Below are 23854 nucleotides of genomic sequence, written 5' to 3'. Positions count from 1 at the left end.
TCCTCGATTCTTCATCCCACCGGGGTGATGAGAGTGTCCGGTCCCGGACCCTCCCGCACCCCGTCGACTCCTGCGCCCATTGCGTAGGTCAGATGCCCGCCGAGCGCGCCGCCGATGCCGATCGCGAGAAGTCCCGCGGTGCTCGTGACGACAGCGCGTGCGTCCGATCCGTGCCTGCGGCGAAGGTAGGACGCGAGCATGGCCGTGATGCCGATGGCGTTGGCCTCGGCGTGGATCAGGCCGACGCGGCGCTGACGCGTATCGCGTTCGGCCCAGTCCGCCCAGCCGGTCACCAACGTCGGGGGAGTGGCGAGCAGTCCCAGGCCGATCAGTCTGCGTGCGCCGACGTGATCGCGGAATGCCAGATCGAAGACGGTCGCGCCGACCCACGCCCCGATGGGAAGGCTGACGAGAACGGGATGCACGGGGTGCCCGAGCCATGATCCGCGCAACACCGGGCCCGCGCCGGACGAACCGAGCGCCCCCTGGATCCGCTGTTGCAGGAACCGGCTGCCGCCGTCGAGGAACCCGGCGGATTCCGCCTTCCGGAACAGGCTCTCGAGGTTCATGCCTTGCGGTTACCCAGGGTGGCGCGAAGAAAACCGGCCCACCTTGTCGTCGATGCAGGTCGGGCGTAGCGTCGGGACCACGTTCTCGAAGGTGAGGTGAGTGCCGTGAAACTCAATCTCTTCGCTGCTTGGGTCAGCTTCGCTCTCGTGTTGTTCTCGGTGGTCTGTCTCGGCGGGTTCCTCGTCGCCGCCGGCTCGGGGCAGGGCGGCTGGGCGGTGATCTCCGGATCTCTGTGTGTCGTCGCGCTGGCCGGAGCGATGGCGCTGTACGGCGGAACCGTGCGTCACGATCACAGGCTGCACCACGAAACGCCGCACCTCTTCTGACGGCGGCATGTTCGGGAGGCCTCAGGATTCCGCGAGCCTCCGCTTCTCCGCTTCGATGTCGAAAGTCGCGGCCGGCCAGTCGAGGTCGAGCTTCTCCAGGGCGCCGATCAGCAGCTCGGTGACCGCGATCCGGCTGTACCACTTGCGGTCGCACGGAACCACGTACCACGGCGCGTAATCGGTCGACGTCTCGTCGAGCATCGCCTGATACGCGTCCTGGTATGCGGGCCACAGCCTGCGCTCGTCGACGTCCGACGGGTTGTACTTCCAGTACTTGTCCCGGCGTTCCACCCGTTCGAGCAGCCGCGCCTTCTGCTCGTCGAGTGACACGAACATCGCGACCTTCACCAGCGTCGTGCCGCCGGCGACGAGTTCCTTCTCGAATTGGTTGATCTCGTCGTAGCGGCCGCTCCAGACTTCCTCGGGCACGAGATCGTGAACCCGGACCACTAGCACGTCCTCGTAGTGCGACCGGTCGAAAACACCGAGTTGTCCGCCGCGGGGCAGGGCCTTGTCGATCCGCCACAGAAAGTGGTGGCGCTTCTCCTCGGGAGTGGGCACGCCGAACGACGCGTGATCCACGCCCTGCGGATCCACGTGCCCGACGACGTGGCGGACCATTCCGCCTTTACCCGCGGTGTCCATGCCTTGCAGCACGAGCAGCACCGACCGGTGGTCGCCGGATCGTCCGTTGGCGTAGAGCTTCTCCTGGAGCGACGACAGTACTGCCCCGCGTTCCTCCAGCAGCGCGACCCCGTCCGACTTGTCGCCGACGAATCCGGGTGTGCTCCCGCGATCGAGTTCGGCGATCGGCTGACCCGGGCGCGACCGCAGGGCCTCGATCGCCGACATTTTCCACAATCCGCGTGCCTTGTCTGCCATGTGCAAACAGTGCCACAGGAGCGTTACATGGAGTTGTGAGCGGCGAGGTGCATCGGTGTCGCGTCCTGGTGATCGGGACGGGTTTTTCCGGTCTGGGCACGGCCATTCAGCTGCGCAAGCGGGGGCGCGACGACTTCATTCTGCTGGAGAAGGCGCGGGAGGTCGGTGGCACCTGGCGGGAGAACACGTACCCCGGTTGCGCGTGTGACGTGCCCTCGCATCTGTACTCGTTCTCGTTCGAGCCGAACTCGGACTGGACCCGGATGTGGTCGGGTCAGGAGGAGATCTTCGACTATCTGCGCGGTCTGGCCGACAAGTACGACCTGCGGCGCAACATTCATTTCGGCCGCACGATGACAGGCGGGTACTGGGACGCCGAACGGCAACGGTGGCACGTCCACACCGAGTCGGGCGACGAGTACGTCGCCCAGTTCGTCGTGTCCGGGATCGGCGCCCTCCACATCCCGAACGTCCCGGATCTGCCCGGCGCCGACACGTTCGAGGGCACGGTGTTCCACTCGGCGGAGTGGAACCACGACTACGACCTGCGGGGCAAGAAGGTCGCGGTGATCGGCACGGGCGCCAGCGCCGTCCAGTTCGTTCCCGAGATCGTGGGCGACGTCGCCGAGTTGCAGTTGTATCAGCGGACGCCGCCCTGGGTGATACCGGGCTTGAACTTCGGCATTCCGCCGCAGGCGCGGCGCCTGTTCGGCCGGGTCCCGTTGGCCCGTCGAATGGTGCGTGCCGCGGTCTACTGGACCTACGAATCGCTCGCGCTCGGGTTCAACGGGCACTCCCGCCTGATGCGGCCGATCGAGAGCGCGGCACGGAAGAACCTGAACAGGACCGTCACCGATCTCGAACTGCGCCGGAAGCTGACCCCGTCCTATCGCATCGGTTGCAAGCGGATCCTGGGGTCGGACGTGTACTACCCGGCGCTGATCTCACCGAAGACGGTCGTGCTCACCGAGGGCATCGCGGAGGTGCGCCCGCACAGCATCGTCGCGGGCGACGGGGCGGAGCGGGTGGTGGACGCGATCATCTACGCCACCGGATTCCATGTCACCGACGGCTTCGACAATGTCGAGCTCACCGGGGTCGAGGGCCGGCGCCTCGCCGACGAATGGGAGGAGCACGGGATCCGCACCTACCTCGGTATCACCGTCGCGGGTTACCCCAACGCGTTCTTCCTCTTCGGACCCAACACCGGGCTCGGTCACAATTCGGTGGTCTTCATGATCGAGTCGCAGATTCGTTATGCACTGGAACTGATGGATCTCGTCGACCGGCGCGGCGCCGATTCCGCGGCCGTCCGGCCCGCGGTGCAGAGCCGCTTCAACACCGACATCCAACGGAAACTGGCGAAGGGGGTGTGGTCCACCGGCGGGTGCGTGAGCTGGTACCTGGACTCGCACGGCGTCAACCGCACCATCTGGCCGGGTTCGACCGTGCGCTACTGGCGCCGGACGCGGTCGGTCGAACCGGCGGACTTCGAGTTCACACTCGGCTGAACGGCGGGGGCGTCACTCCGTCGACGAGATGGCTTCCCCAGAGGTCCACCCCGGTGATCCGGGCGGTGGCCGTGCCTGCCGGGCTGGTGATCTGCAGTTCCGTGCCCGCGGACAGGTCGGCATCCGGGCCGAGGGCGTCCGTCAGGGTGCGGACGCGGCCGTGCCAGACGTACCGACCGCTGATGGGTTCGAAGTTTCCCGCCAACTGGACCTGCACGGTCACGGCGGGACGGTCGCCGACGACGACGTCGGCGGGGCCGCGGTAGCCCTCTTCTTCTTCATCGTGTTCGTTCACACAGGCAAGTTTACCTGTAACTGCTAGTTACACAAGAAACGGTCGGGCGCCTAGTCGGCCTCGGCCGCAGGCGGCAGCAACGGGTGCGGGATCGCGTTGAATCGCGCGGGCGAGCCGTTGACCGCAGCGATACCGGTGACGCCACCCCAGGTCATCATCGTGAGGTAGTTGATCAGATCCTCGACCGACATGGACCGGTTGGAGATCCACCAGTGCGTCGCCAACTGCACACCACCGACGATTCCGTACGCCCAGGGGACGGCGCCGCCGGAGTCCATCTCCATCTGCCGCAGCCGCTCGCCGAGAACGGTGGAGAGCACCTCCGCGATCATCCGTTCCGAGTCGGCGACCGTCTCGCGGCCGGGGCCGGAGCCGTTGGCCATGATGTACAGGTAGACGTCGGGATCCGACGCCACCGTCTCGACGTACGCCGTGATGGTGGCGCGGGTCAGCTCGAAGTCGTCGAGGTCGCCGCCGATGGCCTCGTAGATCCGCGGGGCGAGTGTGGTCTCCACGTAACGCGCCATGGTCGCGTTCGTCAGATCGCTCTTGTCTGCGAAATAGCGGTACAGCACCGTCTTGGAGACACCGATCTCGGATGCGATCTCGTCCATGCCGATGTCGCGTCCACGCAAGCGGATGGCGGCGATCGTTCCGTCGACGAGTTCTTCTCGGCGCGCAATCTTGTGCTCACGCCAGCGGCGCTTGCGCCCATCGGGCTTTGCCGCCTTGTCCAGCTTCGTCATCGACTCGGTCACCTGCTCAGGATCCTTCACGTCGTCGTTCGCCACTGAGTCTCTTCACATCCGTTTCGTGTCGCGATCTCCTGTCAGCTTAGTGCTCCGGTCTTGTCGCACGGCACAACGCCGTCTGTGCGGGCGCGCGTCCAGCGGCTGGGCTGCCGCCTCCGCGCCGTCCTTGGGCACAATGGCGTCTGTGGATCAACTGAGCCTTTCCGCCTTCGACGACGACGCGAAGCGCCGCGATCTCCGCAAGATGAAGGCTGTCGCGACGGGCTTCCTCGTGTTCGCCACCGTGGTCTACCTCGTGTGCAGGTGGCAGGAATCGCGGGGCGCCGGGGCTTGGGTCGGCTACGTGCGGGCCGCGTCCGAGGCAGGAATGGTCGGTGCGCTGGCCGACTGGTTCGCGGTGACGGCCCTGTTCCGGCATCCGCTCGGATTGCCGATCCCGCACACCGCGATCATCAAGCGCAAGAAGGACCAGCTGGGGGCGAGCCTCGGCAACTTCGTCGGCCAGAACTTCCTCGCCCCCGAGGTGGTGTCCGCCAAGGTGGAGGCTGCGGAGATCCCGCTGCGGCTGGGCACGTGGATGGCGCAGCCCAAGCACGCCGCGCGCGTCGCTGCCGAGACGGCCACCATCCTGCGCGGCTTCGTCGAGATCCTGCGCGACGAGGACGTGCAGCAGATCATCGACAGCACCCTGGTGCGCAGGCTGGCCGAGCCCCAGTGGGGGCCGCCGATCGGGCGGGTACTCGGCGAACTCCTGCGCGAGAACCGGCAGCTGCCGATCCTGGATCTGCTCGCCGAGCGGGCGCACCAGTGGGCGCTCGGGAGTCAGGAGACCATCGACCGGATCGTCAGCCGCGATTCGCCCGCCTGGTCGCCCAAGTTCGTCGACGCCATGCTCGGCGAGAAGATCCACCGGGAGCTCGTCGAATTCACCTGGAAGGTGCGATCCAACCCGGAGCATGAGGTGCGGCAGGCGGCCAACCGCTTCCTCGTCGACTTCGCCGACGACCTGCAGAACGATCCCGCGACCATGGAGAAGGCCGAGAAGATCAAGGCCGAGATCATGGGGCGCGAGGAGGTGACCGGCCTCGCCGCCGCGACGTGGACGGTCGCCAAGCGCCTGATCATGGAATCCGTCGACGACCCGAACAGCACGCTGCGCACGAAGGTCGCGGAGAACGTCGTGCGATTCGGTGAGCGGCTGCGCGACGACCACGAGCTGAGAACCAAGGTCGACGGGTGGGTGCTCGCCGGCACGCGCTACGTCGTCGTTCACTACACCGACGAGATCACCGCGATCATCTCCGACACCGTCGAGCGCTGGGACGCCGAGGAGGCGTCCAAGAAGATCGAATTGCAAGTGGGACGGGATCTCCAGTTCATCCGCATCAACGGCACGGTTGTCGGTTCGATCGCGGGCCTGCTGATCTACACGTTCTCGACGTTGCTGTTCGGGTGACATCTGCCTCGACGGAGGGTCCGCTTGCTGGGTGCTAGCAGAGTGCTTGCAATTGCTAGCACCCTGCTTTAGGCTTGGTTCTGCCCAGCAACACGGAGGACTGATGGCAAGCGACGATCGCGACGCAGCCGGTGCAGGAGATCTGGCAGCTCGCGTAGTCAGCAACGCCGCTCACGACATCGGAGGTTTCATTCGTGCCCAGCGCGAAGCGGCCCAGGTGTCGATGCGGCAGCTGGCGCAGCTGGCCGGTGTCAGTAATCCGTATCTGAGTCAGATCGAGCGTGGGTTGCGCAAGCCCTCGGCCGAGGTGCTTGGGCAGATAGCCAAGGGTCTCCGGGTGTCTTCGGAGGTCCTGTACGTCCAGGCGGGTTACCTCGAGCAGCGGCCACACGGTCCCCTCCGTGACGCTCTGCTCGCGGATACGGCCATTACCGAGCGGCAGAAGCAAGTGCTGCTCGAGATCTACGAGTCGTTCTGTCGTGAGAACGAATCGGCGGAAGCGGCCGAATCCCGGACGTCCGAGCTTCGGACAGAAGAACACCAGCGTTCTGATTCCCAGACGCCGGAACCAGAACCCCCCACCGTTGAACAGGAGAAAGCCGATGACTGACCAGAAGACCATCGACAGCGTCAAGACCTCGCTGTACGCGGCCGTAGGCGCCGGAGACGTCGTTGTGCAGGCCGTGGCCGACGTCGTCGCCCAGGTCCGCTCGCGCGCCGAGTCCACCCAGGGTGACGTCGAGGAGCGGGTCGGCGGCGCCAAGGAGCGCATCGCCGGACTCCAGGAAGAGGTCACCGAGGGTGTCGAAAACCTTCGCGACCGCCTCGCCGGACTGCCGTCCGAGCTGCCCGAGGAGCTTGCCGAGCTGCGGGAGAAGTTCACCGCCGACGAGCTGCGCAAGGTCGCCGAGGCCTACCTGAAGGTCGCATCCGACCTGTACACGTCTCTCGCGGAGCGCGGCGAGGACACCGTCGAGCGCATCCGCAAGCAGCCGGTCGTCGAGGAGGGCATCGGCCGCGCCGAGACTGCCTTCGGCGACGCCGTCGAGCTGACCGAGGAAGCTCTCGGCACCGTTGCACGCCAGACGCGCGCCGTCGGCGAGCAGGCCGCGAAGCTCGCGGGCCGCGCGTCGGGTCGCATCTCCGACACCGCCGAGGGGCTCGGCGAGGCCATCGCCGACGCCGGCGACGAGGCTGCCCTGAAGGTTCTCGACCTGGGCGACCAGGCCGAGGAGGCGTCGAAGGACGCTGCCGATCGCGTCACCGCCACCGCGGCCGACGTCCAAGCTCGTGCCGACAAGGCTGCCCCGGCCAAGCATGCCGCTCCCGCCAAGAAGGCTGCTCCGGCCAAGGCTGCGGCAACTCCGGCCCCGGCTCCGGCCAAGAAGGCCGCCGCTCCGGCCAAGAAGGCTGCTCCGGCCAAGAAGGCTTGATCCTTCACGCTTTTCGGCCCCCGCACGTTCGGTGCGGGGGCCGTTTGCGTGTCGACCTCGTAGGATGGGGCTGTGATTCAAGTTGACGGCGTCGTCTCGGTGATCTTGTTGGTGATTCGCATCGTCGCCCTGGGCGGCGCCGCGTACGCGCTGTTCCACGCGGCTCGCCAGCGCAAGGACGCGTTCACCGCCGTGGACAAGTTGAGCAAACCGATCTGGCTGAGCATTCTCGCCGTCGCGTTCCTCGTCCTCCTGCTGTTCCCCGCCGTGCAGTTGTTCGGCATCGTCGCGGTGGTCGCGGTGTGCGTCTATCTCGTGGACGTGCGCCCGCGCGTCGATGACGTGCAGCGCGGGCCTCGCTGGTAGTCGCTCCCACCCCATGAGCAAGTGACGGCGTGGCTCTCGTGCGCCCAAACGATGACAATGGACATTGTGACAATGCTATTGTGATGACACGGCTACCGAGGAGCTGACATGTCCGTCGTCCACCTGCGTGACTCAGCGAGCGATGCCCACCGGGCCGTGGGACTCGTCGGCGGTCCGTCCCGGCTGCTGCTCCGACGGGCGCGCACCGTCTGATGAAGGAATACCGGATCGACGACCTCGCACGCGAGGCGCGGGTGAGCGTGCGCAACGTGCGCGTCTACCAGGACCGCGGACTGCTTCCGCCGCCACGGAAGCAGGGGCGCACCGGGTGGTACAACGATTCGCACCTCGCCCGGCTGCACCTGATCGGCCGCATGCTCGATCGCGGCTACACGTTCGCCACCATCAGTGAACTCCTCACGGCTGCGCACTACGGACTCCAGGTCAAGGACGTTCTGGAGACCGACGACCCGGGCAGCCGATGGAAGAAGCGCAGGCGAGCGGCCCGTCTCACGATCGCCGAGCTGAAACGCATGTTCGGTGCGCAGACCACCGAGGCCAACATCGCCAAGGGCACCGAACTCGGTGTGCTCGTTCCCGCGGGGGACGACTACTCGGTGAACAATCCGCGACTGGTCGAGGCTGCGCAGGTCCTCGTCGACGCCGGCATCCCCCTCGAGGGCGTCCTCGAACAGACCGCGGCGATGCGACGAGACCTCTCGGACGTCGCCGCGCGGTTCGTCACCGTCGTCGCGGACCGTTACCTCGCCGCCGAGGGTGAGCCGCTCGAACTCGACGAGGCGAAGGTCTCGGAGATCGCGCGGCTCATCGACCAGATGCGTCCCCTCGCGCACGACGCCGTCCAGTCGCTGTTCGAAGAGGCGATGGAGGAGCAGATCTCCAAGGCCCTCGTGAGGGCGGCCCGGCAACTCGGTGAGACACCGGGTCCGGCGACGAGCACCGACACCAACAGAGCAAGTTAGACAGGACAGGGGTAGGAATGACCAGCAGTTCGCGCACCATCGCCTTCCGGGCACTCGCCGGCGCAGCCGGAGCGGGCGCCGTCGTCGCCGCGGCAGCGGCGATCCGCCGCACGCGCGCCACCCGCGGGTTGACGTTGTCGACCGAGGTGGCGCCGAACGAGTTGCTGCGCACCCCGAACCTGCGCCCGGACGTGACGGAGATCCTCACCGACGACGGAGCGACGCTGTACGTCCGCGCCTACGGTCCGGTGGACGGCGATCCCATTGTGCTGAGCCATGGCTGGACCTGTTCGACCGAGTACTGGTACCCGCAGGTGAACGCGCTGGCGGACGAGTACCGGGTCATCACCTACGACCAGCGTGGGCACGGCCGCAGCACGGTCGGTTCGCTCGCACTCGGCCCGGACGTCCTCGCCGACGACCTGTCTGAGGTGCTGAAGGCGACGGTGCGTGAAGACCAGAAGGCCGTGCTCGTGGGTCACAGCATGGGTGGCATGAGCATCATGGCGTGGGCAGGCCGGCACCCCGACGAGGTGAAGAAGTACGCGTCGGCGGTTCTGCTCGCCAGCACCGCCTGCGACCGGCTCATCGCCGAGACCACCGTCGTCCCGCTGCCGAATCGTTTTCCGCGAGTGCCGGTCCCGGTCGGCCGCGCCGTCCTGAGCACACCGGTGCCGTTGGTGTCGTCGCCGGTGATGACCCGCGCGCTCCAGTACGTGTCGATGTCGCCCAACGCCTCCCGCGCCGAAGTCCAGTTCTGCGAGAACATCGTCCGGGACTGCAAGCCGCGCATCCGCGGCGGCTGGGGTGCCGCGCTCAGCGGCCTCGACATCCACGAGGCTCTCGACAACCTCGACGTCCCGACCACGGTGCTCGTCGGCTCCATGGACCGACTGACCCCACCGGTCCACGCCCGCAAGCTCGCTCGCGTCCTGGACGAGGCGGGTCACCTCGAGCGGCTGATCGTCCTGCCCGGCGTCGGCCACATGAGCTCCGTCGAGAGCATCGACGAGTTCGACAAGGAGATCGTCCGGCTGCGCAATCTCTGATCCGACAGGCGCCCGCGTATTGGTCAGGCTCACACGCAATAGCGTGTGAGCCTGACCGATACGTCGGATTCTGTGTTCGCCGGGGCTAGCTGAACACCACCGTCTTACGGCCGTGCACGAGGACGCGGTCCTCGAGATGCCAGCGCAGGCCGCGGGACAGTACGAGCTTCTCGATGTCGCGACCCTGCCGGACCATGTCCGCGACCTCGTCGGCGTGGTCGACGCGGATCACGTCCTGCTCGATGATGGGGCCCGCGTCGAGTTCGGCCGTCACGTAGTGGCAGGTGGCGCCGATCAGCTTCACACCGCGGGCGAATGCCTGGTGGTAGGGGCGGGCGCCGACGAAGGACGGCAGGAAGCTGTGATGGATGTTGATCGCCCGGCCGGCCCAGTGCTCGCACAGTGCCGAGGGCAGCACCTGCATGAAACGCGCGAGCACCACGGCATCGGGGTCGTGGGCGTCGACCAGTTCACGCACCTGCTCGAACGCGGGCCCGCGTTCGGCGGGATCCTTCGGGAACGGCACGTGATGGAAGTCGATGCCGTGCTGTCGCGTGACGTTCTCGAGGTCGCGGTGGTTGCCGATCACCGCGCAGATGTCGGCGGGCAACTCGCCTCCGGCCGCACGGCCCAGCAGGTCGTGGAGGCAGTGCGCCTCCTTGCTCACGAGCAGCACCACCCGCTTGCGCTCACCGGTGTCGGACACGGTCCACTCGGTCTCGGGGCCCAGTTCGGCGGCGACGGCCGCGAAGCGTTCCCGGAGTTCCTCGATGGACATGTCGACGGACGACGCACGCACTGCCTGACGGGTGAAGAACCAGCCGGTGTCGGCGTCGGCGTGGTACGCCGCCTCGACGATCCAGCCGCCGACCTCGGCGAGGAACGTCGAGATCCGGGCGACGATGCCGGTGCGGTCGGGGCAGCCGAGAGAAAGAACGTACCGGTGGTCCTCGGTCGAAGCAGCGCTCATGGGCAACAGTCTTTCAGGTCGCGCTCCGGCCGTTCACCACGGCGGTGCCGACGAGGGTGCCGGCGTCGATGTCGTGTATCGCGCGTTCGGTGAGCAGCTGCAGGAGATCGAGACGAATCTGCTCGACGGTCCCGGCGTCGAACGGGGCGAGCGCGCGGCGGAAGTTCCCACCGAGGACGAGGTCCCAGGAGAACTCGGGGGTGGCGGGAATGATGTTGGACAGCTCCCGGACCTCGGTCGAGTGCGCGCCCAGCTCGCCGAGCCACTGGTGGAGCGCGTCCGGGGTGTCGATGCGTTCGAGGGGATCGAACGGCGACCCGGCTGGTTCGGGCTCGGGTTCCCGGTGCCGGGCGACGGCGTCCTGGAACGCGGCCGCGAAGTCGCGCAACGCGCCCCGCCGCCACACCGTGATCCCGACCTTGCCGCCCGGCCGGACGAGGCCCGCGAGCCGGGTGAACGCGGCGTCCATGTGGGGCAGGAAGAACACGCCGTACGAGCAGGCGAGCGCGTCGTAGCCCGCGTCCGGGACGGTGCTCGGCGGTTCCCAGGTGGTGGCGTCCGCGCAGACGAACTCGACGTTCTGCAGTCCTCGCTCCGACGCCTTCAGGCGCCCCTGCTCGAGGAGTTCGTCGGCCAGATCGACGCCGTGGACGAGGCCCGCCGGACCGACCGCGGTGGCCGCGGGGAGCGCCGAAGAGCCTGCGCCGCAACACACGTCGAGGACGGCGTCGCCGGGACGCAGTCCGAGCTGGAAGACGAGTGACTGCCCGGCAGGCGTCCACACGGCCGTCGTCAGCCGGTCGAACTCCAGCCGCGCCTCGTCGAAGATCGATCCCGGATCACTCATACGGCGATGCTAGGCCGTGCCGCGAGCCCCGGAAGGCATTGTGCGAAGCTCACAGGTATGTCCGACGTTGCACTGACCCGCTCCCAGGTGGCCGACCTCGTCGACCACACGCTCCTCAAGCCCGAGGCCACCACCGACGACGTGAAGGCGCTGATCGACGAGGCGCGCTCGCTCGGCGTGCTCGCCGTCTGCGTGTCGCCGTCGATGCTGCCGATCAAGGCGCCGGGTCTGGTGACCGCCGCGGTGGTCGGGTTTCCCTCGGGCAAGCACCACTCGCTGGTCAAGGGGGCCGAGGCCCGGCTCGCCGTGGACCAGGGTGCGCAGGAGATCGACATGGTGATCGACATCGGTGCCGCCGTGGCCGGCGACTTCAACGCGGTGCTGGCCGACGTCCTCACCGTCCGCGAGGCCGTCGGCGACCGCACGGTCCTGAAGGTGATCCTCGAGACCGCCGCGCTCACCGACGAGGCGATCGTCGAATCGTGCCGGGCCGCCGAGCGGGCCGGCGCGAACTTCGTGAAGACGTCCACCGGATTCCATCCGGCCGGGGGAGCGACCGTGGAGGCGGTGCGGCTGATGGCGCAGACCGTCGGCGGTCGGATCGGCGTGAAGGCGAGCGGCGGGATCCGCACCGCACAGGCCGCCCTCGACATGATCGCGGCCGGTGCGACGCGGCTGGGACTGTCGGGAACCCGTGCTGTCCTGGACGGGCTGCCCGACTGACCCGGTGGTCGGTCAGACCAGGAGGCCGCAGCTGCTCTGCTGTTCTTGCTGCTGTTGCTGGGTGCCGGCGGCAGGCATCCTGTAGGCGCCGCCTTCGAGGGTGATCTCGATGGCGTCGTCGGTGACCTTCAACGACGTCGGCTGCATGCCCAGCGGGTAGGTCTGCAGACTCGACGTGAGGATCTGGACGACCCCGTCGACGAGATCGGTGGGAAGACCGAAACCGAGGACCTCCGCACCCACCGTCTCCACCTTGACGGTCCCGTTCACGACCTCCGGTTTGACGGTCAGATCCGCGAGCCCGGCCGGGCCGACGGAGAACCTCAACGTCCCGGCGTTCGAATCGGCGGTGACGCCGCTGATGAGCGAACCGAACGCCTGCTGCTGCAGCGTCGCGAGGATGCCCGCGGTGGACCAGGTGATGTCCGCGTCGGAACTGCCGATGGTGCCGCTGCTGTCCGCGGTGTTCTCGATCCGGATGTCGTTGACCTGGGCGTGCACCTGCATTCCCTGGGCGGGGCCGAACTTGGTGTCGTCGCTGTCGATGGTGATGTACGGGACGTTCTTGTCGACCGACTGGAGCAGGACCGGCTTCCAGCTCAGGCCCACGTCCACCTGCGAGCCGAGTTGGCTCTCGAACTGGTCTGCCATGCAGGTCTTCACTCTGTTGCGCACGAAGAGTTCGCCGCCGACGAGGACCACCACGAGCGCGGCGATGACGACAAGAGAGATGACGAGCACACGGTTACTTCGGGGTGCGGAGTTCGTTCGGGCTGCCATTACACGGATTCTTCCCGACAACTCTGAACAATTTCTGTGAATGCGCCCGCGGCGGGTCGCCGAGATCCGCAGAAATTGTGATACGTGCCACAATCGCCCAGTAATCTAGGGGAATGTCCGGATGGTTGGCTCCACGTCCCGGTGACCCGGAGCGCGAAGGTGTCGGTGAAGAACTGACACGCGTCGCGACGGCTCAGGCGGGTTTCTTCACCACTGCGCAAGTGCTGCGCCTCGGTTTCGCCTCCGACGAGATCGGCGAGCGCGTTGCCGACGGCTCGTGGGTCAAGATCGAGCGAGATCTGTTCCGCTTGAAGGATTGCCCGCACTCCGATCTCGAGGAATTCGCGAAGTGGTGCACCTGGTTCGGTGCCGCCGCCGCGGTCTCCCACCAGAGTGCCGCCGAACTTCACGGTCTCGGGCATCTGTACCCGCGGTTCATCCACCTCTCGACGGTGCTGTCGCCGCCTTCGCCGACGCAGCAGTTGGCGCTGCACCGGCGTTCGCTCCGCCCGGAGGACTGCGAGCAGGTCGGCCCCCTGCGCATCACCACGCCGCTGTGCACGGCACTCGACCTCGCCGCCAGCGGCATCTCGCAGGAACTGCTCGACGAGGTGGTCGCCGACGGCGTCGCGATCGGGCGACTGAATGCGCGCGCACTGCACGGGCAGTGCGGATCCCTGCCGGCGCAGGTGGCGCAGCGCGTCGAACACGCACTGGCCACCTGCACCTGACCGGTCACCGCCCCGGGATCAGAACGGCCACTCGCCGTTCCGGGTGCCCTCCAGGATCGGGATCATCGAGAATCCCGCGTCCGTCAGTCCGCCGAACGTGTGGCGGTTCGCGGATCCCGTCGGTCCGTGTCCGTGTCGGTAGCCCGCCACGTTCCACGTGTACACGGGGACGTCGGCCGGGACGTGCCGGGTCGGATCGCCCCACGCCGCCTGCTCGTCGGTGACGATGACGACGCGATCGTGGTCGCGGTAGTGTTTCCGCACCGCCGACGCGGTGTCTGTGCCGCCCAGGTCGCCGAAACTGTCGACGACCCGCAGCACCGGCTGGTGCTTGAACGGCACGTACCGGCTGTCCGTGCCGAACTCGACCAGGTTGGCCCGTTCGGCACGCGCCGCCAGAACGGTGCCGAACACCGCGGCCGCGTCCGCCCGCGTCAGTTCCGACCGCGCCGAGACGCGGCTGTAGAACATCGATCCGGACCGGTCGACGAGCACCAGGGTGCGGCCGGGCAGCGACGGGACCGCGGACAGCGATGCCCCGAGCGCACGTTCGAGCGCATGTCCCCACCGCAGGCTCGGCGCGTTCCGGTAGGCCGCGAGGAACCGCATCGGCAGCTGCCGCGACTTCGCTACCTCGCCCGGATCGGCGATCCGGGCCGCCACCTGTTCGGCGACGTGGTCGGGAAGCCCGGCCTCGTCGAAGTTCCTCAGGTTGCGCAGAAGCGCCATGTACCCCATGGACGGGATCACCGCCTGCCATGCTGCCGCGTCCATCGGTCCCTCCAGCCAGCCGGCGAGCGACTCCCACGTCATGCCGGCCGCCGACAGCCGCTCCGGGGTCCGGAGGACGGCACGCCGATCCTCCGGCAGGAGCGCCGCCAGCGCCGCCCGTTCCGTGAGCATCCGCAGGCCGGTGGGGATCGTGTTCTCGCGTCCCTGCCGCCGATCGATCGCGTGCCGGAACAGCTCGCCCTGCCATGTCGCCGACGGCGACGCATGGGTGAGCTCGAGGACGTCGCCGAAGCGGACGTCCCTGGCATCGGAATCCCACTTCAGCAGTGAGCGTTCCGAGTACAGGCGGACGGCGGCATCGGCGACCCCGCGCTTGACCGGCTTCGGGATCGAACGACCGTGGCGCGCAATCCAGTAGGCGAGGATCTCACCCGGCTCGTCGGCCCGCTCCAGCGCCGACGAGATGACGGCGCGGTTGCCGCCGTGCAGACCGGCGCCCAGCCGGGCCCGGACGAACTCGGCCGCGGCCACCACGGACGCCGAACGCAGATGCGCGTCGCGGCGCATGTTGGTGACCGCGAGGAGGAACAGCTCGCTCTTCGCGTCGCGGGCGTAGCCGCCCTCGAACGTGCGGCCGGCCGGTTGCGTCTCCGACGTGATGGGGCTCTGTACCTTGGTGCGGCGCAGCGTCTTCAGGTTGAACTTGCTCATGGGTTGTTCCTCCTTCCGGGCGGTGTCGGTGCTCGTGGGGTGCGCGCCACCCGAGGTCGAGTCCACGACGGGGTGCGGAGTCGAACCGCGTGCTTGCGCACTTCACCTGAGGAGTATCCGTCGTCTGCGCACCGGGTGGCGCACACGCATGTCGTGCCGACTTCGGAGTCGGCGGAGGCACGGACGCGCTCTACCGCTGATGTAGGGTCTCGCGGCCGATGACATTTCGTGACGCGACGACCTGCTCATTCATCTTGAGTCTCATGGTATGGCCACGGCGATCTGTCTCAACCTGATGGCATTTCTTCAGCGGACCTTCCCCCACCAGCTCCCTGTGCCGACGGCGTAATCCCGATTGTTCGGAGATGCCCCGACGTGCTGGAAGATACCTCGCCCGGCGACTGGATCGCCCAGGCGCTGTCGCGGTTCGAGTGCACGGTCGGATCGCTCGTGCCACCGATCTACACCCGGTATTCGCGAGTACTGCATCCGCCGCCCGGATTGACCCCGCCACCGGCTGCAGGCCGGCATACATCACGGTGCCGGTGACGGCCGCGACAACGTCTGGAACCAAGAACCCGACGGAGGGGACATGCCGGAAGGACAGTTCGCGGCGCTGCCCGATGTCCTCGTGCAACACACCACTACTCCGGACGACTGCTGGTTCGGCTTCTGGGAAGGCCACGCCGGTCATGGCATGAACCTGCCCCATCCCGGGCCGCGCGTCCATATTCCGTCCCGGGCGTAGCCCCCACGACCGCGCGCAACGCGTCGGTGGCCGGGTCTCGCTTAGATCCTCGACGACGGCGGTCTCTCGCATCCACCACGAGCCACTGGGTCGGGCAGTCGGTTCGGTCCTCCGAACCTCGGACGGGATGCGGAAGCCGGAGGCTAGAGTCGATCACGTCGGATGTGGGAGCAGGGGAGGTGGGCGGTGCCTACGTCTCGGTTGCAGGCCGACCTGAGGACCCTGCCGATCATCCTGGCCCTGTCCTTCGCCTTCACGATCACGGTCGTCGACCCGCTGGTGCTGAGCCTGAATCTGCCGCAGGTGAGCCGGGCCCTCGATGTGCCACCGCAGTTCGGCGGATTGCTGGGCGGCATGGCGACGCTGGTGATGGCCGCCGCCGTCCTCGCCGCGGGCAACCTCGGCGACGCGTTCGGGCTTCGACGCTTGCTGATGTCGGGACTGGTCGTCGTCACGGTCGCCAACCTGCTCTCCATGCTTTCGCCCAACTACACCTTTCTGTTTGCGATGCGAGTCTTGGACGGATTGGGAATGACGGCGCTGCTCGGCGTGCCGCTGGCCCTGCTCAAGGCTTCCGTGACGGACAAGCAGCGGCCGACGGCCATCGGCGTTTTCGTGGCCGTCGAGATGGTTCTCTGTGGGGTACTCCCGGCGCTCACGGGCTGGGCGGTGGCGGCCGCCGGCTGGCGAGTCGTGTTCCTGGTCGCACCGCTGCTCGCCGTGATCTCGCTTCTGCTGACGGCGAGGTACGTCCCGGAGACGCCCGTTCAGCATCGCGCTCGGCTGGACGTGGCCGGCGTCGCCCTGGTCGGTACGGCGCTCCTGGCACTCGTCATCGGACTGGCAGCCGCGCAGAACGGCATGTTCCGGCCCGAGACATGGCTGCCGCTGGCTGTCAGCGTGGTCGCCGCCGTGCTTTTCGTTCGCCACGAACGCCGCACCTCCGAACCGGCACTGGACCTGGCTCTGTTCGCAAGCCGGCCCTTCAGCGTGGCTCTGGCCGCGACCTTCACGCTGAATTTCCTCATGGCCGGACTCGGCATCGTCCTGGGGCAGTTCGGCAGTGTCGTGCTCGCGCTGTCGCCGGAGACCATCGGCCTGTTGTTCCTCCCCGGCACGCTGCTGATTGCCGGCTTCGTGGTCTTGTCCGGGAGCCTGGTGGGGAAGTTCTCGCCGAGACCGGTGATGGTCGTCGGCCTCCTGTTCATGGCAGCCGCCGGACTGCTGATGGCGGGCACGGTCGAACCGACGATGGCGCTGTGGCTGCTCGTCTCGGCCGTGTGGCTGTACAACCTGGGCTCGATGGTGACCTCCACATCGGTGTCCGAGACGGTGCTCTCCCAGGCGCCGAGCGGGCAGTCCGGAACGGTGGCTTCCGTGCAGTTGGCCTTCGGGATGACCGGCTATGCGTTCGGACCCACCGTGTACCTGCTGCTTCTCAACGTGTTCTTCCAGCGCGAATGGCTGGCCGACACCGAGGCACGCGGACTGACGGCGACCCAGGGCGAGCAAGCCGTGGATGCCGCGCGCAGTTCGGTGGCGCAGAGCCTCGGTGGCGCCGGGTACGACCCGAACCTGCTTCGGCAGGTGGGCGGTCTCGACCTCGGAGCGGACTTCGCCGACGCGGTGCGACTCACCATGCTGACCGTCAGCGTCCTGCCCGTCGCTGTGGCTGTGGCGGCCTTCGTGCTCACGGCCCGCCGCAAGAAGCCGACGGTGTGAAGGTGACTACCAGCACGTCCCTCCGGGCCGGCTCACCGCGGTCGACGGGTCGGATCGGCGAGACACCGTGCCAGGTGCAACGGTCGTCGCCCAGGAGGAAGGTGCCGGGTTCGCGCGGGGTCGCCGTCACGAGTCGTTCGCCGTCCGGGCCGAACACCGAGCTTTCGCCCCCGACGGCATTGTCGACGCCGATCAACAGGGAACCGACCAGCGTGACACCGTCGCGGTGCACGCCCTCGGGCGTGGGCCGGCCCTCGTTGTCAGCCGATGCGACCACGCGGAACGGATGCACCCAGACCGTCCATTCGGGAGCGTCGTCGAGGACCGGCGCGATCCGGCCCACCAGCTTCACCGTGCGCTCGAACAGCGGATCTTCGAGGAACGCGGCTGTCAGCGGTTCGAAATGGCGGTCTCGTCCGAGGTAGAGAAGGTTGGAGTCGTCAGGCTGTACGAATTCACCGTGCGCCGTCGGCTCCAGCGCGCCGTCGACCGCCCGGTACCGGAACCGGCCGTAGCGCCGCAGCCGGTGCACGCCCTGTTCTGCCGCGTACGGGTCGGGCGCAAGCTCCTCCCAATGCGCGGAGAACCGAACCCAGGGATCGGCGTCGGCACCGATGGATCGCCTCAGGTCTGCCGCCGGCATCAGGAACGTACCCACGGAAGCGAGCGCTCGCCGTGCGGCGTCGACCGGGTCCGTGCCGGCTTCCCTACCCCCCGCGGCGTCCTCCCTCATCTACTCAGAGTCGCCGAGGACGGTCCCACAGCGCAACCTTCGCCGGTGCAGGGGCGGCGATGAATTCGGGAAGCGATTCGGTGGGCCAGACCTCCCCGCCGTGTTCGGCCGGTCCTGCTGGGCGATGCGGCGGATGGTCCAGGCGCATACCGCGAGCACCCCACGTACCAACCTGTCATCGGAGCAATGTCGCACCCCCAACTAGAAGCAGAGTGGCTAGCCTATCCTGCGGAGCTGCAGGATCAGATGTACCGCGCGGGCGATCGGCGCGGCACCTTCGGGAACTACCCGCCGGAGGTCTGACCTCAGACGGGAGCTCCTGTAGGGTCCCGCGGTCGGTGGCATTTTGAGACGCTGCGACCTGCGGACTTGTCACTTCTCTCGCAGTGCGAGCCAACTCCAGCCGCGACTCGTAGATCATTAGCGCTCGCTCCGTGCTGGCCCAGTAGGCGCCGGAATAGTGCTTCTGGCCGTGGTACCAGCTGAACGTTCGCCACGGTGCGGCGACGTCGACCAGATCCTCCGGCGAGACATCGCCCCAATCAGCTTCTGATTCAACACCATCGGCCTTACGGCGGATGCTCGCCACTACGGAGGTCGGATGCGGATCAAGATCAACGGCCTCAGGGAACCTCGATACCGAAGCGGACCGCACTACCGCAGCCCTTCACCATCGATCATCAACCCCGGTGATCCGTTGACCCGACATTGGCGTGGGCCTGTCTCACGACAATGGCGGATCCGCCATCTGCCCGCCACTCACCGTGAGATTCCGACTTATGGTCGTGTCAGCGGTCCGTGGTCCGGGTTAGCTGCCCGTAATGTGCCATAGCAGACCGGAAGGGTTGACTCCTGAGATTCCTGTCACCCCATCCTGCGGGTTGACTTCGTGGCGGTGTGTCGGCCCCTTCCGGCCTGCGTTCGCGGAGTGACTGAAGAGAGGCGTGACCCCAAGCTGCTGTGAGAGCTACAGGGACCTGCGTCCCTGACCGGATTCGAACCGGCGACCACGCGATCCACAGTCGAAGTAGCCCTCGCCTGCGCACCGGCACAACATGTTTCGTGAAGTGACTCTACGGGGCGCTTCGGGGGATGTCGCGTGAATTAATTCGTGCCGGAACCGGGCGCGACCACTTCCCACGGAACGGTGAGGATGTTGTCGCGGAGCCGGCGGCGCTGGGGTTGCACGGGAAGTCCCTGCGCGCGCAGCAGTTCGAGGGCGGCCCGCCACCGCACCCGCGGTCCGAACGAGCCGTGAGGCGCCGCAGTGGCCCACGCGCGGTCCGCTGCCGCGAGGAGGGCGTGGACCGGCTCACCCGGTACGTTGCGATGGATCAGCGCCTTGGGTAGCCGTTCGGCGATGTCCGACGGCTTCTCCACGGCGAACGGATCCCACGCCAGCGTCAGCGACAGCGGGCGGTGGGCGTCGAGCAGCACCCACGCGCAGCGGCGGCCCAGCTCGTCACAGGTGCCGTCGACGATCAGCCCGCCCGGTGCGAGCCCGGACTGCATCCGCGACCAGGCCGGCCCGACGGCATCCTCGGGATACTGCCGCAGCACGTTGAACGCGCGGACCAGGACGGGTCGCAGCCCGGAGAGCTCGAACCCGCCGCGGGCGAAACTCACTCCGTTCCTGCTCTCGACCACACGCTCGGGATCGATCTCGAGCCCCACCACCCGGCGGTCGCCGCGCACGGCGGTCAGCCGGTCGGCGAGCTCGAACGTGGTGTGCGGCCGGGCGCCGTACCCGAGGTCGACGACGAGCGGGTCGACGGACGCGTGCAGCGTCCGGCGCACCAGCGCGTCGTGGACGAGCCAGCGGTCGCTGCGTCGCAGCCGATTGATGCCTGTCGTACCCCGGGTGATGACACCGTGAGGCCGCTTCAGCGTCGCTGAAGTCATGGGAAATCCGTGCGGTGGTTGCTAGTGCTGCGACAACCACGTTTCGGTGATCTCGGCCTCGGCGCGGAAGAGGTCGATCAGGTTGACGAGCATCAGCTGCTCGAGCTTTCCGCCGATGAACGGCAGGTACACCTTGGCCTCGGACGAAGTGCGGAACGTGCAGCCGGTCTCGGTGGCGAACAGCTTCATGGTGCCCGTGAGGCTGCCCGGGCCCGCGGGGATCGAGGCTTCGTACGTGCCCGTGGTCGGCTCACCGAAGGGCGTGTACGACTCCTTGCGCGTGATGACCATGTCCTTCTTCATCACGGTCTGCGCGATCTCGGGGAGTTCCGACCGCGGCAGGATGTGGTGCAGGACGATGTCGATCCCGTCGTCGTTCACGTCGAAGTGCTCGATGTGGTTCTCGGAGTACTTCCGCATCTCCTCGATGCGCGCATCCCAGTAGTCACGGTTGGTGAACGCGTTGTACACCTCTTTCGGGGTGTGCTTGTAACGGGCTGAGTAGTCGATGCGGCGAGCCATGATCGCCAAGGTTACCGGCTGTGACGGAACACAAGGGACACCCGCCCCAGGTCAGGCCCCGAGCCACTGCTGCGTGAAGCCCTGCTCCTTCTCGATCAGGCGCAGGACCTCGTCCGCGATCGCGCTTTCGATCTTGCCGCCGATCAGCGGGATCCTCACGTCGGCCTTGCCTTCGACCTGCACCTTCGACCCGGAACCGGCAGCCGTCAGGGTCTGGGTCCCCGAGATCACCGCCGGCGCGCCCTGGACTTCGGCCGTGAACGTGCCCTCGGCGTGATCGCCGTCGAGCGTGCCCCACGTCTCCGTGCGCTTGATCACGAGATCGCCCGACCGGACCTTCGAGACGATGCTGGGCAGGTGCTCGGCGGGGATCGACTGCGACATGGCCACCGAGATGGTGCCCGGGCCGGTCGTGACCTCGTCCAGGGTTGCCCCCGGTCCTCCGACCCGGTCGAGACGGTCGCGCCAGTACTGCTCGGTGATCAGGCCCGCATGGACCTGGGCGACGGGAAACGTATAGGACGACGAATGCTCGATGCGGCGACTCACGATCCGCAGGCTACCGTTTGCGGTTGTGTGGGACGTGAGCATTGTCAGTCAACTCGTCGATTCGGGCGCATTCGTGTCCGAGAACCTCGAACTGTCGGGGATGACCACGCTGCGCGTGGGCGGGCCGGCGCGGATCGTGGCGGAGTGCCCGACCACGCAGGTCCTCGTCGACGTGGTGCGTCTCCTCGACGCCGCGCACATCCCGACTCTGATCCTCGCCGGCGGCTCCAATCTGGTGGTCGGCGACGACGGATTCGACGGTGTGGTCGTGCGTGTGTGCAACACCACCGTCGGTCTGGAGGAGGGATTCGTCACTGCCGAGGCGGGCGCCGAGTGGGATCAGGTGGTCGCGCAGACCGTCGCCGCCGAGCTGGGCGGGCTCGAATGCCTGTCGGGGATTCCCGGATCGACCGGGGCCACCCCGGTGCAGAACGTGGGCGCGTACGGCGTCGAGGTGGGGTCGATGCTGCGGCGGGTTCACCTCCTCGATCGACGCACCGGTGAGGCGCGCTGGGTCGAACCCGACGCCCTCGGCCTCGGTTACCGCACGAGCGTCCTCAAACACTCCGATGCCGCCCTGGTGCTGGCCGTGGAACTGACCGTGCATCCCGACGGGCTCGGCGAGCCGCTGCGCTACCGCGAACTGGTCTCCGCGCTGAACGCTGCCGAGGGCGACCGGTTGCCGTCGGCGCAGGTCCGCGACGCCGTGCTGGACCTGCGGCGGGGCAAGGGCATGGTGCTCGATCCCGAGGATTACGACACCTGGAGCGCGGGCTCCTTCTTCACCAACCCCGTCGTTGCGGACGGCGAGTTGGCGGGCGTCCTCGCCGCGATCGAGACCCGCCTCGGCGACGTCCTTGTTCCCCAGTACCCGGCCGACGGCGGAACCAAGTTGTCTGCGGGGTGGCTGATCGAGCGGGCCGGCTTCTCGAAGGGGTATCCCGGCGAGACCGCCGTCGCGCGGCTGTCGACCAAGCACACTCTCGCGTTGACCAATCGAGGTGCCGCGAAGAGCGAGGACCTGCTGGCATTGGCTCGCGACGTCCGGGACGGCGTCCAGGCGGCGTTCGGTGTCCGGCTCGAACCCGAACCCGTGACGGTGGGCTGCGCGATCTGAGACAGGTCCGTAGCGCAGGTAACCTGTTAGCTGTGCATGAACTGGGTTCTCGGACAAGTCGGTCGCGCGTCGCGTTGATCGCGACGGCGCTGATCGCGTTTCTCGTTTTGCTGACCGGATGCACGGTCGGCTCCGAGTCGGGAACCGCCACCGCGCCCCCCGAACCGGCGGTCGAGGTCACCCAGAATCCGGCGTCGGGCACCGAGGACGTCAATCCGGTGGCGCCGATCTCCGCGACCGCGTCGCAGGGCACGTTCACCGACATCTCCCTCGTCAACGCCGAGGGGCGTGCCGTGCAGGGTGTGCTGTCACCCGACCGGACCACGTTCACCGTCGGGGAGGCACTGGGTTACGGCGCCACGTACACGTGGACGGGCACGGCGCTCGGCACGGACGGCAAGTCCGTTGCCGTCGACGGCAGCTTGACCACGGTCGAGCCCGACGAGACCATCGGCGCCACACTCAACATCGGCGACGGTCAGGAAGTCGGCATCGCCGCCCCGATCATCGTCCAGTTCCACGAGTCCGTCGAGGACAAGGCGGCGGTCGAGAAGGCGATGACCGTCACGACCAACCCGCCGACACCGGGCTCGTGGGCGTGGCTGCCCGACGACAACGGGTCGCGCGCACATTGGCGTCCGCAGAACTACTGGGCGCCCGGCACCACCGTGAGCCTCGACGCCCGGCTGTACGGACTGGACTTCGGCGACGGCGCGTACGGCGCGGAGGATTTGTCGCTGAACTTCACCGTCGGGCGTAGCCAGATCGTGATCGCGAACGCGCCGAGCCACCGCATGCAGGTGGTGCGCGGCGGCGAGACCATCATGGACATCCCCGTCAGCTACGGCGAAGGCAACGAGGCCCGCAACGTCACCCGTAGCGGTATCCACATGGTGACCGAGAAGCACGAGGACTTCCTCATGTCCAACCCGCCGTTCTACGAGAACGTGCGCGAGCGCTGGGCGGTCCGTATCTCCAACAACGGTGAGTTCATCCACGCGAACCCCGAGACCATCGGCGTCCAGGGTTCGTCGAACGTCACCAACGGCTGCATCAACCTGTCCCTCGGGGACGCGCAGCAGTACTTCGGCACCGCGATGTACGGCGATCCCGTCGAGGTGACCGGGACGTCCATCGACCTCTCGGCCGCCGACGGCGACATCTACGACTGGGCCGTCAGCTGGCCCGAATGGCAGTCCATGTCGGCGCTCGCATAGGCGAGCGAACTTTCTTCACACCCGGTGGAACCGAAACCGGGCCGCCTGCGTCTACCTGAATGAGGACGCGTCAACGGCGCCGTGTTCTCGGGTCACACAACTGTGGGGAGTCGTCCGCTGTCGAGTCGACGGACGACCCCGACAGTCCGTTTCGGTCGAAAGTCGTTGATCGGCAGGGGGCTGTGGGATGGGATGGATGTTGCTGGGGGTCGTGACGATCGTGGCGG

Annotated in this window: 26 protein-coding genes; 14 read left to right on the top strand and 12 right to left on the bottom strand. The window is 67.5% G+C overall.

Annotation, left to right across the window (positions count from 1 at the left end):
* Positions 1 to 11 precede the first annotated feature (11 nt).
* Positions 12 to 569: a DUF2231 domain-containing protein gene (locus HGB39_RS13505; RefSeq protein ID WP_005563328.1), complete on the bottom strand. Its 558-nt coding sequence runs from the start codon at positions 567 to 569 to the stop codon at positions 12 to 14.
* A 96-nt stretch (positions 570 to 665) separates the two neighbouring features.
* Here HGB39_RS13505 and HGB39_RS13500 point away from each other — a divergent pair, with 96 nt between their 5' ends.
* Positions 666 to 896: a hypothetical protein gene (locus HGB39_RS13500; protein WP_005261069.1), complete on the top strand. Its 231-nt coding sequence runs from the start codon at positions 666 to 668 to the stop codon at positions 894 to 896.
* 21 nt (positions 897 to 917) lie between these two features.
* Here the strand turns inward: HGB39_RS13500 and HGB39_RS13495 are convergent, their stop codons facing one another.
* On the bottom strand, positions 918 to 1778 hold the full coding sequence (locus tag HGB39_RS13495; protein ID WP_005563326.1) for a polyphosphate kinase 2 family protein: 861 nt from the start codon (positions 1776 to 1778) through the stop codon (positions 918 to 920).
* A gap of 35 nt (positions 1779 to 1813) precedes the next feature.
* On the opposite strand from HGB39_RS13495, the gene HGB39_RS13490 reads away from it, so the two are divergent.
* A complete protein-coding gene (locus tag HGB39_RS13490; RefSeq protein ID WP_005563324.1) occupies positions 1814 to 3289 on the top strand; it encodes a flavin-containing monooxygenase in 1476 nt (491 codons plus the stop codon).
* Here the strand turns inward: HGB39_RS13490 and HGB39_RS13485 are convergent.
* On the bottom strand, positions 3276 to 3584 hold the full coding sequence (locus tag HGB39_RS13485; RefSeq protein WP_005563322.1) for a DUF4873 domain-containing protein: 309 nt from the start codon (positions 3582 to 3584) through the stop codon (positions 3276 to 3278). The genes HGB39_RS13490 and HGB39_RS13485 overlap by 14 nt on opposite strands.
* 50 nt (positions 3585 to 3634) lie before the next feature.
* Positions 3635 to 4375: a TetR/AcrR family transcriptional regulator gene (locus HGB39_RS13480; protein ID WP_005261065.1), complete on the bottom strand. Its 741-nt coding sequence runs from the start codon at positions 4373 to 4375 to the stop codon at positions 3635 to 3637.
* 145 nt (positions 4376 to 4520) lie between these two features.
* Between HGB39_RS13480 and HGB39_RS13475 the strand changes: the two genes are divergently transcribed.
* From HGB39_RS13475 to HGB39_RS13450, 6 genes are all read left to right on the top strand, one after another.
* On the top strand, positions 4521 to 5792 hold the full coding sequence (locus HGB39_RS13475) for a DUF445 domain-containing protein (RefSeq protein ID WP_005563320.1): 1272 nt from the start codon (positions 4521 to 4523) through the stop codon (positions 5790 to 5792).
* A gap of 103 nt (positions 5793 to 5895) precedes the next feature.
* The gene (locus HGB39_RS13470) at positions 5896 to 6402 is read left to right on the top strand and encodes a helix-turn-helix domain-containing protein (RefSeq protein ID WP_005261063.1); all 507 of its coding nucleotides are present in this window, start codon (positions 5896 to 5898) and stop codon (positions 6400 to 6402) included.
* On the top strand, positions 6395 to 7225 hold the full coding sequence (gene tadA, locus HGB39_RS13465; RefSeq protein ID WP_005261062.1) for a major lipid droplet protein TadA: 831 nt from the start codon (positions 6395 to 6397) through the stop codon (positions 7223 to 7225). Before HGB39_RS13470 ends, tadA begins: the two co-directional genes overlap by 8 nt.
* A gap of 72 nt (positions 7226 to 7297) precedes the next feature.
* A complete protein-coding gene (locus tag HGB39_RS13460; RefSeq protein WP_005251878.1) occupies positions 7298 to 7591 on the top strand; it encodes a DUF2516 family protein in 294 nt (97 codons plus the stop codon).
* 212 nt (positions 7592 to 7803) lie between these two features.
* Entirely contained in the window at positions 7804 to 8574 is a 771-nt protein-coding gene (locus HGB39_RS13455; RefSeq protein ID WP_005563318.1) for a MerR family transcriptional regulator, read from the top strand.
* A gap of 17 nt (positions 8575 to 8591) precedes the next feature.
* Positions 8592 to 9623 (top strand): alpha/beta fold hydrolase, encoded by a 1032-nt coding sequence (locus HGB39_RS13450; protein WP_064079818.1) that lies wholly within the window; start codon positions 8592 to 8594, stop codon positions 9621 to 9623.
* An 85-nt stretch (positions 9624 to 9708) separates the two neighbouring features.
* Here HGB39_RS13450 and purU read toward each other — a convergent pair whose 3' ends face one another.
* Together purU and HGB39_RS13440 are read right to left on the bottom strand one after the other, a co-directional pair.
* Positions 9709 to 10593 carry a formyltetrahydrofolate deformylase gene (gene purU, locus HGB39_RS13445; RefSeq protein WP_005261059.1) on the bottom strand — a complete coding sequence of 295 codons (885 nt, stop codon included), beginning with the start codon at positions 10591 to 10593 and terminating at the stop codon, positions 9709 to 9711.
* Positions 10594 to 10606: 13 nt separating this feature from the next.
* Positions 10607 to 11440, bottom strand: coding sequence for a class I SAM-dependent methyltransferase (locus HGB39_RS13440; protein ID WP_005571528.1), 834 nt, complete (start codon positions 11438 to 11440; stop codon positions 10607 to 10609).
* Positions 11441 to 11497: 57 nt separating this feature from the next.
* Here HGB39_RS13440 and deoC point away from each other — a divergent pair, with 57 nt between their 5' ends.
* Positions 11498 to 12163 (top strand): deoxyribose-phosphate aldolase, encoded by a 666-nt coding sequence (gene deoC / locus HGB39_RS13435; protein ID WP_005571530.1) that lies wholly within the window; start codon positions 11498 to 11500, stop codon positions 12161 to 12163.
* A gap of 12 nt (positions 12164 to 12175) precedes the next feature.
* On the opposite strand, the gene HGB39_RS13430 is transcribed toward deoC, so the two are convergent.
* Positions 12176 to 12943 (bottom strand): LmeA family phospholipid-binding protein, encoded by a 768-nt coding sequence (locus HGB39_RS13430; RefSeq protein WP_043792530.1) that lies wholly within the window; start codon positions 12941 to 12943, stop codon positions 12176 to 12178.
* A gap of 113 nt (positions 12944 to 13056) precedes the next feature.
* Between HGB39_RS13430 and HGB39_RS13425 the strand changes: the two genes are divergently transcribed.
* Positions 13057 to 13674 carry a type IV toxin-antitoxin system AbiEi family antitoxin domain-containing protein gene (locus HGB39_RS13425; protein WP_005571532.1) on the top strand — a complete coding sequence of 206 codons (618 nt, stop codon included), beginning with the start codon at positions 13057 to 13059 and terminating at the stop codon, positions 13672 to 13674.
* Between the two features lie 18 nt (positions 13675 to 13692).
* On the opposite strand, the gene HGB39_RS13420 is transcribed toward HGB39_RS13425, so the two are convergent.
* Positions 13693 to 15117, bottom strand: a complete 1425-nt coding sequence (locus HGB39_RS13420; RefSeq protein ID WP_064079825.1) for a TROVE domain-containing protein — start codon at positions 15115 to 15117, stop codon at positions 13693 to 13695.
* 592 nt (positions 15118 to 15709) lie between these two features.
* On the opposite strand from HGB39_RS13420, the gene HGB39_RS13415 reads away from it, so the two are divergent.
* Both HGB39_RS13415 and HGB39_RS13410 read left to right on the top strand, forming a co-directional pair.
* A complete protein-coding gene (locus HGB39_RS13415) occupies positions 15710 to 15865 on the top strand; it encodes a hypothetical protein (protein ID WP_155755946.1) in 156 nt (51 codons plus the stop codon).
* Between the two features lie 201 nt (positions 15866 to 16066).
* Positions 16067 to 17587, top strand: coding sequence for an MFS transporter (locus tag HGB39_RS13410; protein WP_005569918.1), 1521 nt, complete (start codon positions 16067 to 16069; stop codon positions 17585 to 17587).
* Here HGB39_RS13410 and HGB39_RS13405 read toward each other — a convergent pair.
* From HGB39_RS13405 to HGB39_RS13390, 4 genes are all read right to left on the bottom strand, one after another.
* Positions 17556 to 18320: a 2OG-Fe dioxygenase family protein gene (locus HGB39_RS13405; RefSeq protein ID WP_005569916.1), complete on the bottom strand. Its 765-nt coding sequence runs from the start codon at positions 18318 to 18320 to the stop codon at positions 17556 to 17558. The genes HGB39_RS13410 and HGB39_RS13405 overlap by 32 nt on opposite strands.
* Before the next feature lie 1104 nt (positions 18321 to 19424).
* Positions 19425 to 20222, bottom strand: a complete 798-nt coding sequence (locus HGB39_RS13400; protein ID WP_064079819.1) for a hypothetical protein — start codon at positions 20220 to 20222, stop codon at positions 19425 to 19427.
* A gap of 21 nt (positions 20223 to 20243) precedes the next feature.
* On the bottom strand, positions 20244 to 20744 hold the full coding sequence (locus HGB39_RS13395; protein ID WP_005560412.1) for a DUF2505 domain-containing protein: 501 nt from the start codon (positions 20742 to 20744) through the stop codon (positions 20244 to 20246).
* 51 nt (positions 20745 to 20795) lie between these two features.
* Positions 20796 to 21293 (bottom strand): DUF2505 domain-containing protein, encoded by a 498-nt coding sequence (locus HGB39_RS13390; RefSeq protein ID WP_043786777.1) that lies wholly within the window; start codon positions 21291 to 21293, stop codon positions 20796 to 20798.
* A 25-nt stretch (positions 21294 to 21318) separates the two neighbouring features.
* On the opposite strand from HGB39_RS13390, the gene HGB39_RS13385 reads away from it, so the two are divergent.
* Both HGB39_RS13385 and HGB39_RS13380 read left to right on the top strand, forming a co-directional pair.
* Positions 21319 to 22410: a UDP-N-acetylmuramate dehydrogenase gene (locus tag HGB39_RS13385; RefSeq protein WP_081276427.1), complete on the top strand. Its 1092-nt coding sequence runs from the start codon at positions 21319 to 21321 to the stop codon at positions 22408 to 22410.
* 32 nt (positions 22411 to 22442) lie between these two features.
* Positions 22443 to 23627, top strand: coding sequence for a L,D-transpeptidase (locus HGB39_RS13380; RefSeq protein WP_064079820.1), 1185 nt, complete (start codon positions 22443 to 22445; stop codon positions 23625 to 23627).
* Positions 23628 to 23854: the final 227 nt, after the last annotated feature.

It is taken from the genome of Rhodococcus opacus, from assembly GCF_012396235.1.
GTDB lineage: Bacteria > Actinomycetota > Actinomycetes > Mycobacteriales > Mycobacteriaceae > Rhodococcus_F > Rhodococcus_F opacus.
The sequence above is the reverse complement of the archived record's forward strand: the minus strand, read 5'-3'. Positions and strand labels throughout refer to the sequence as shown.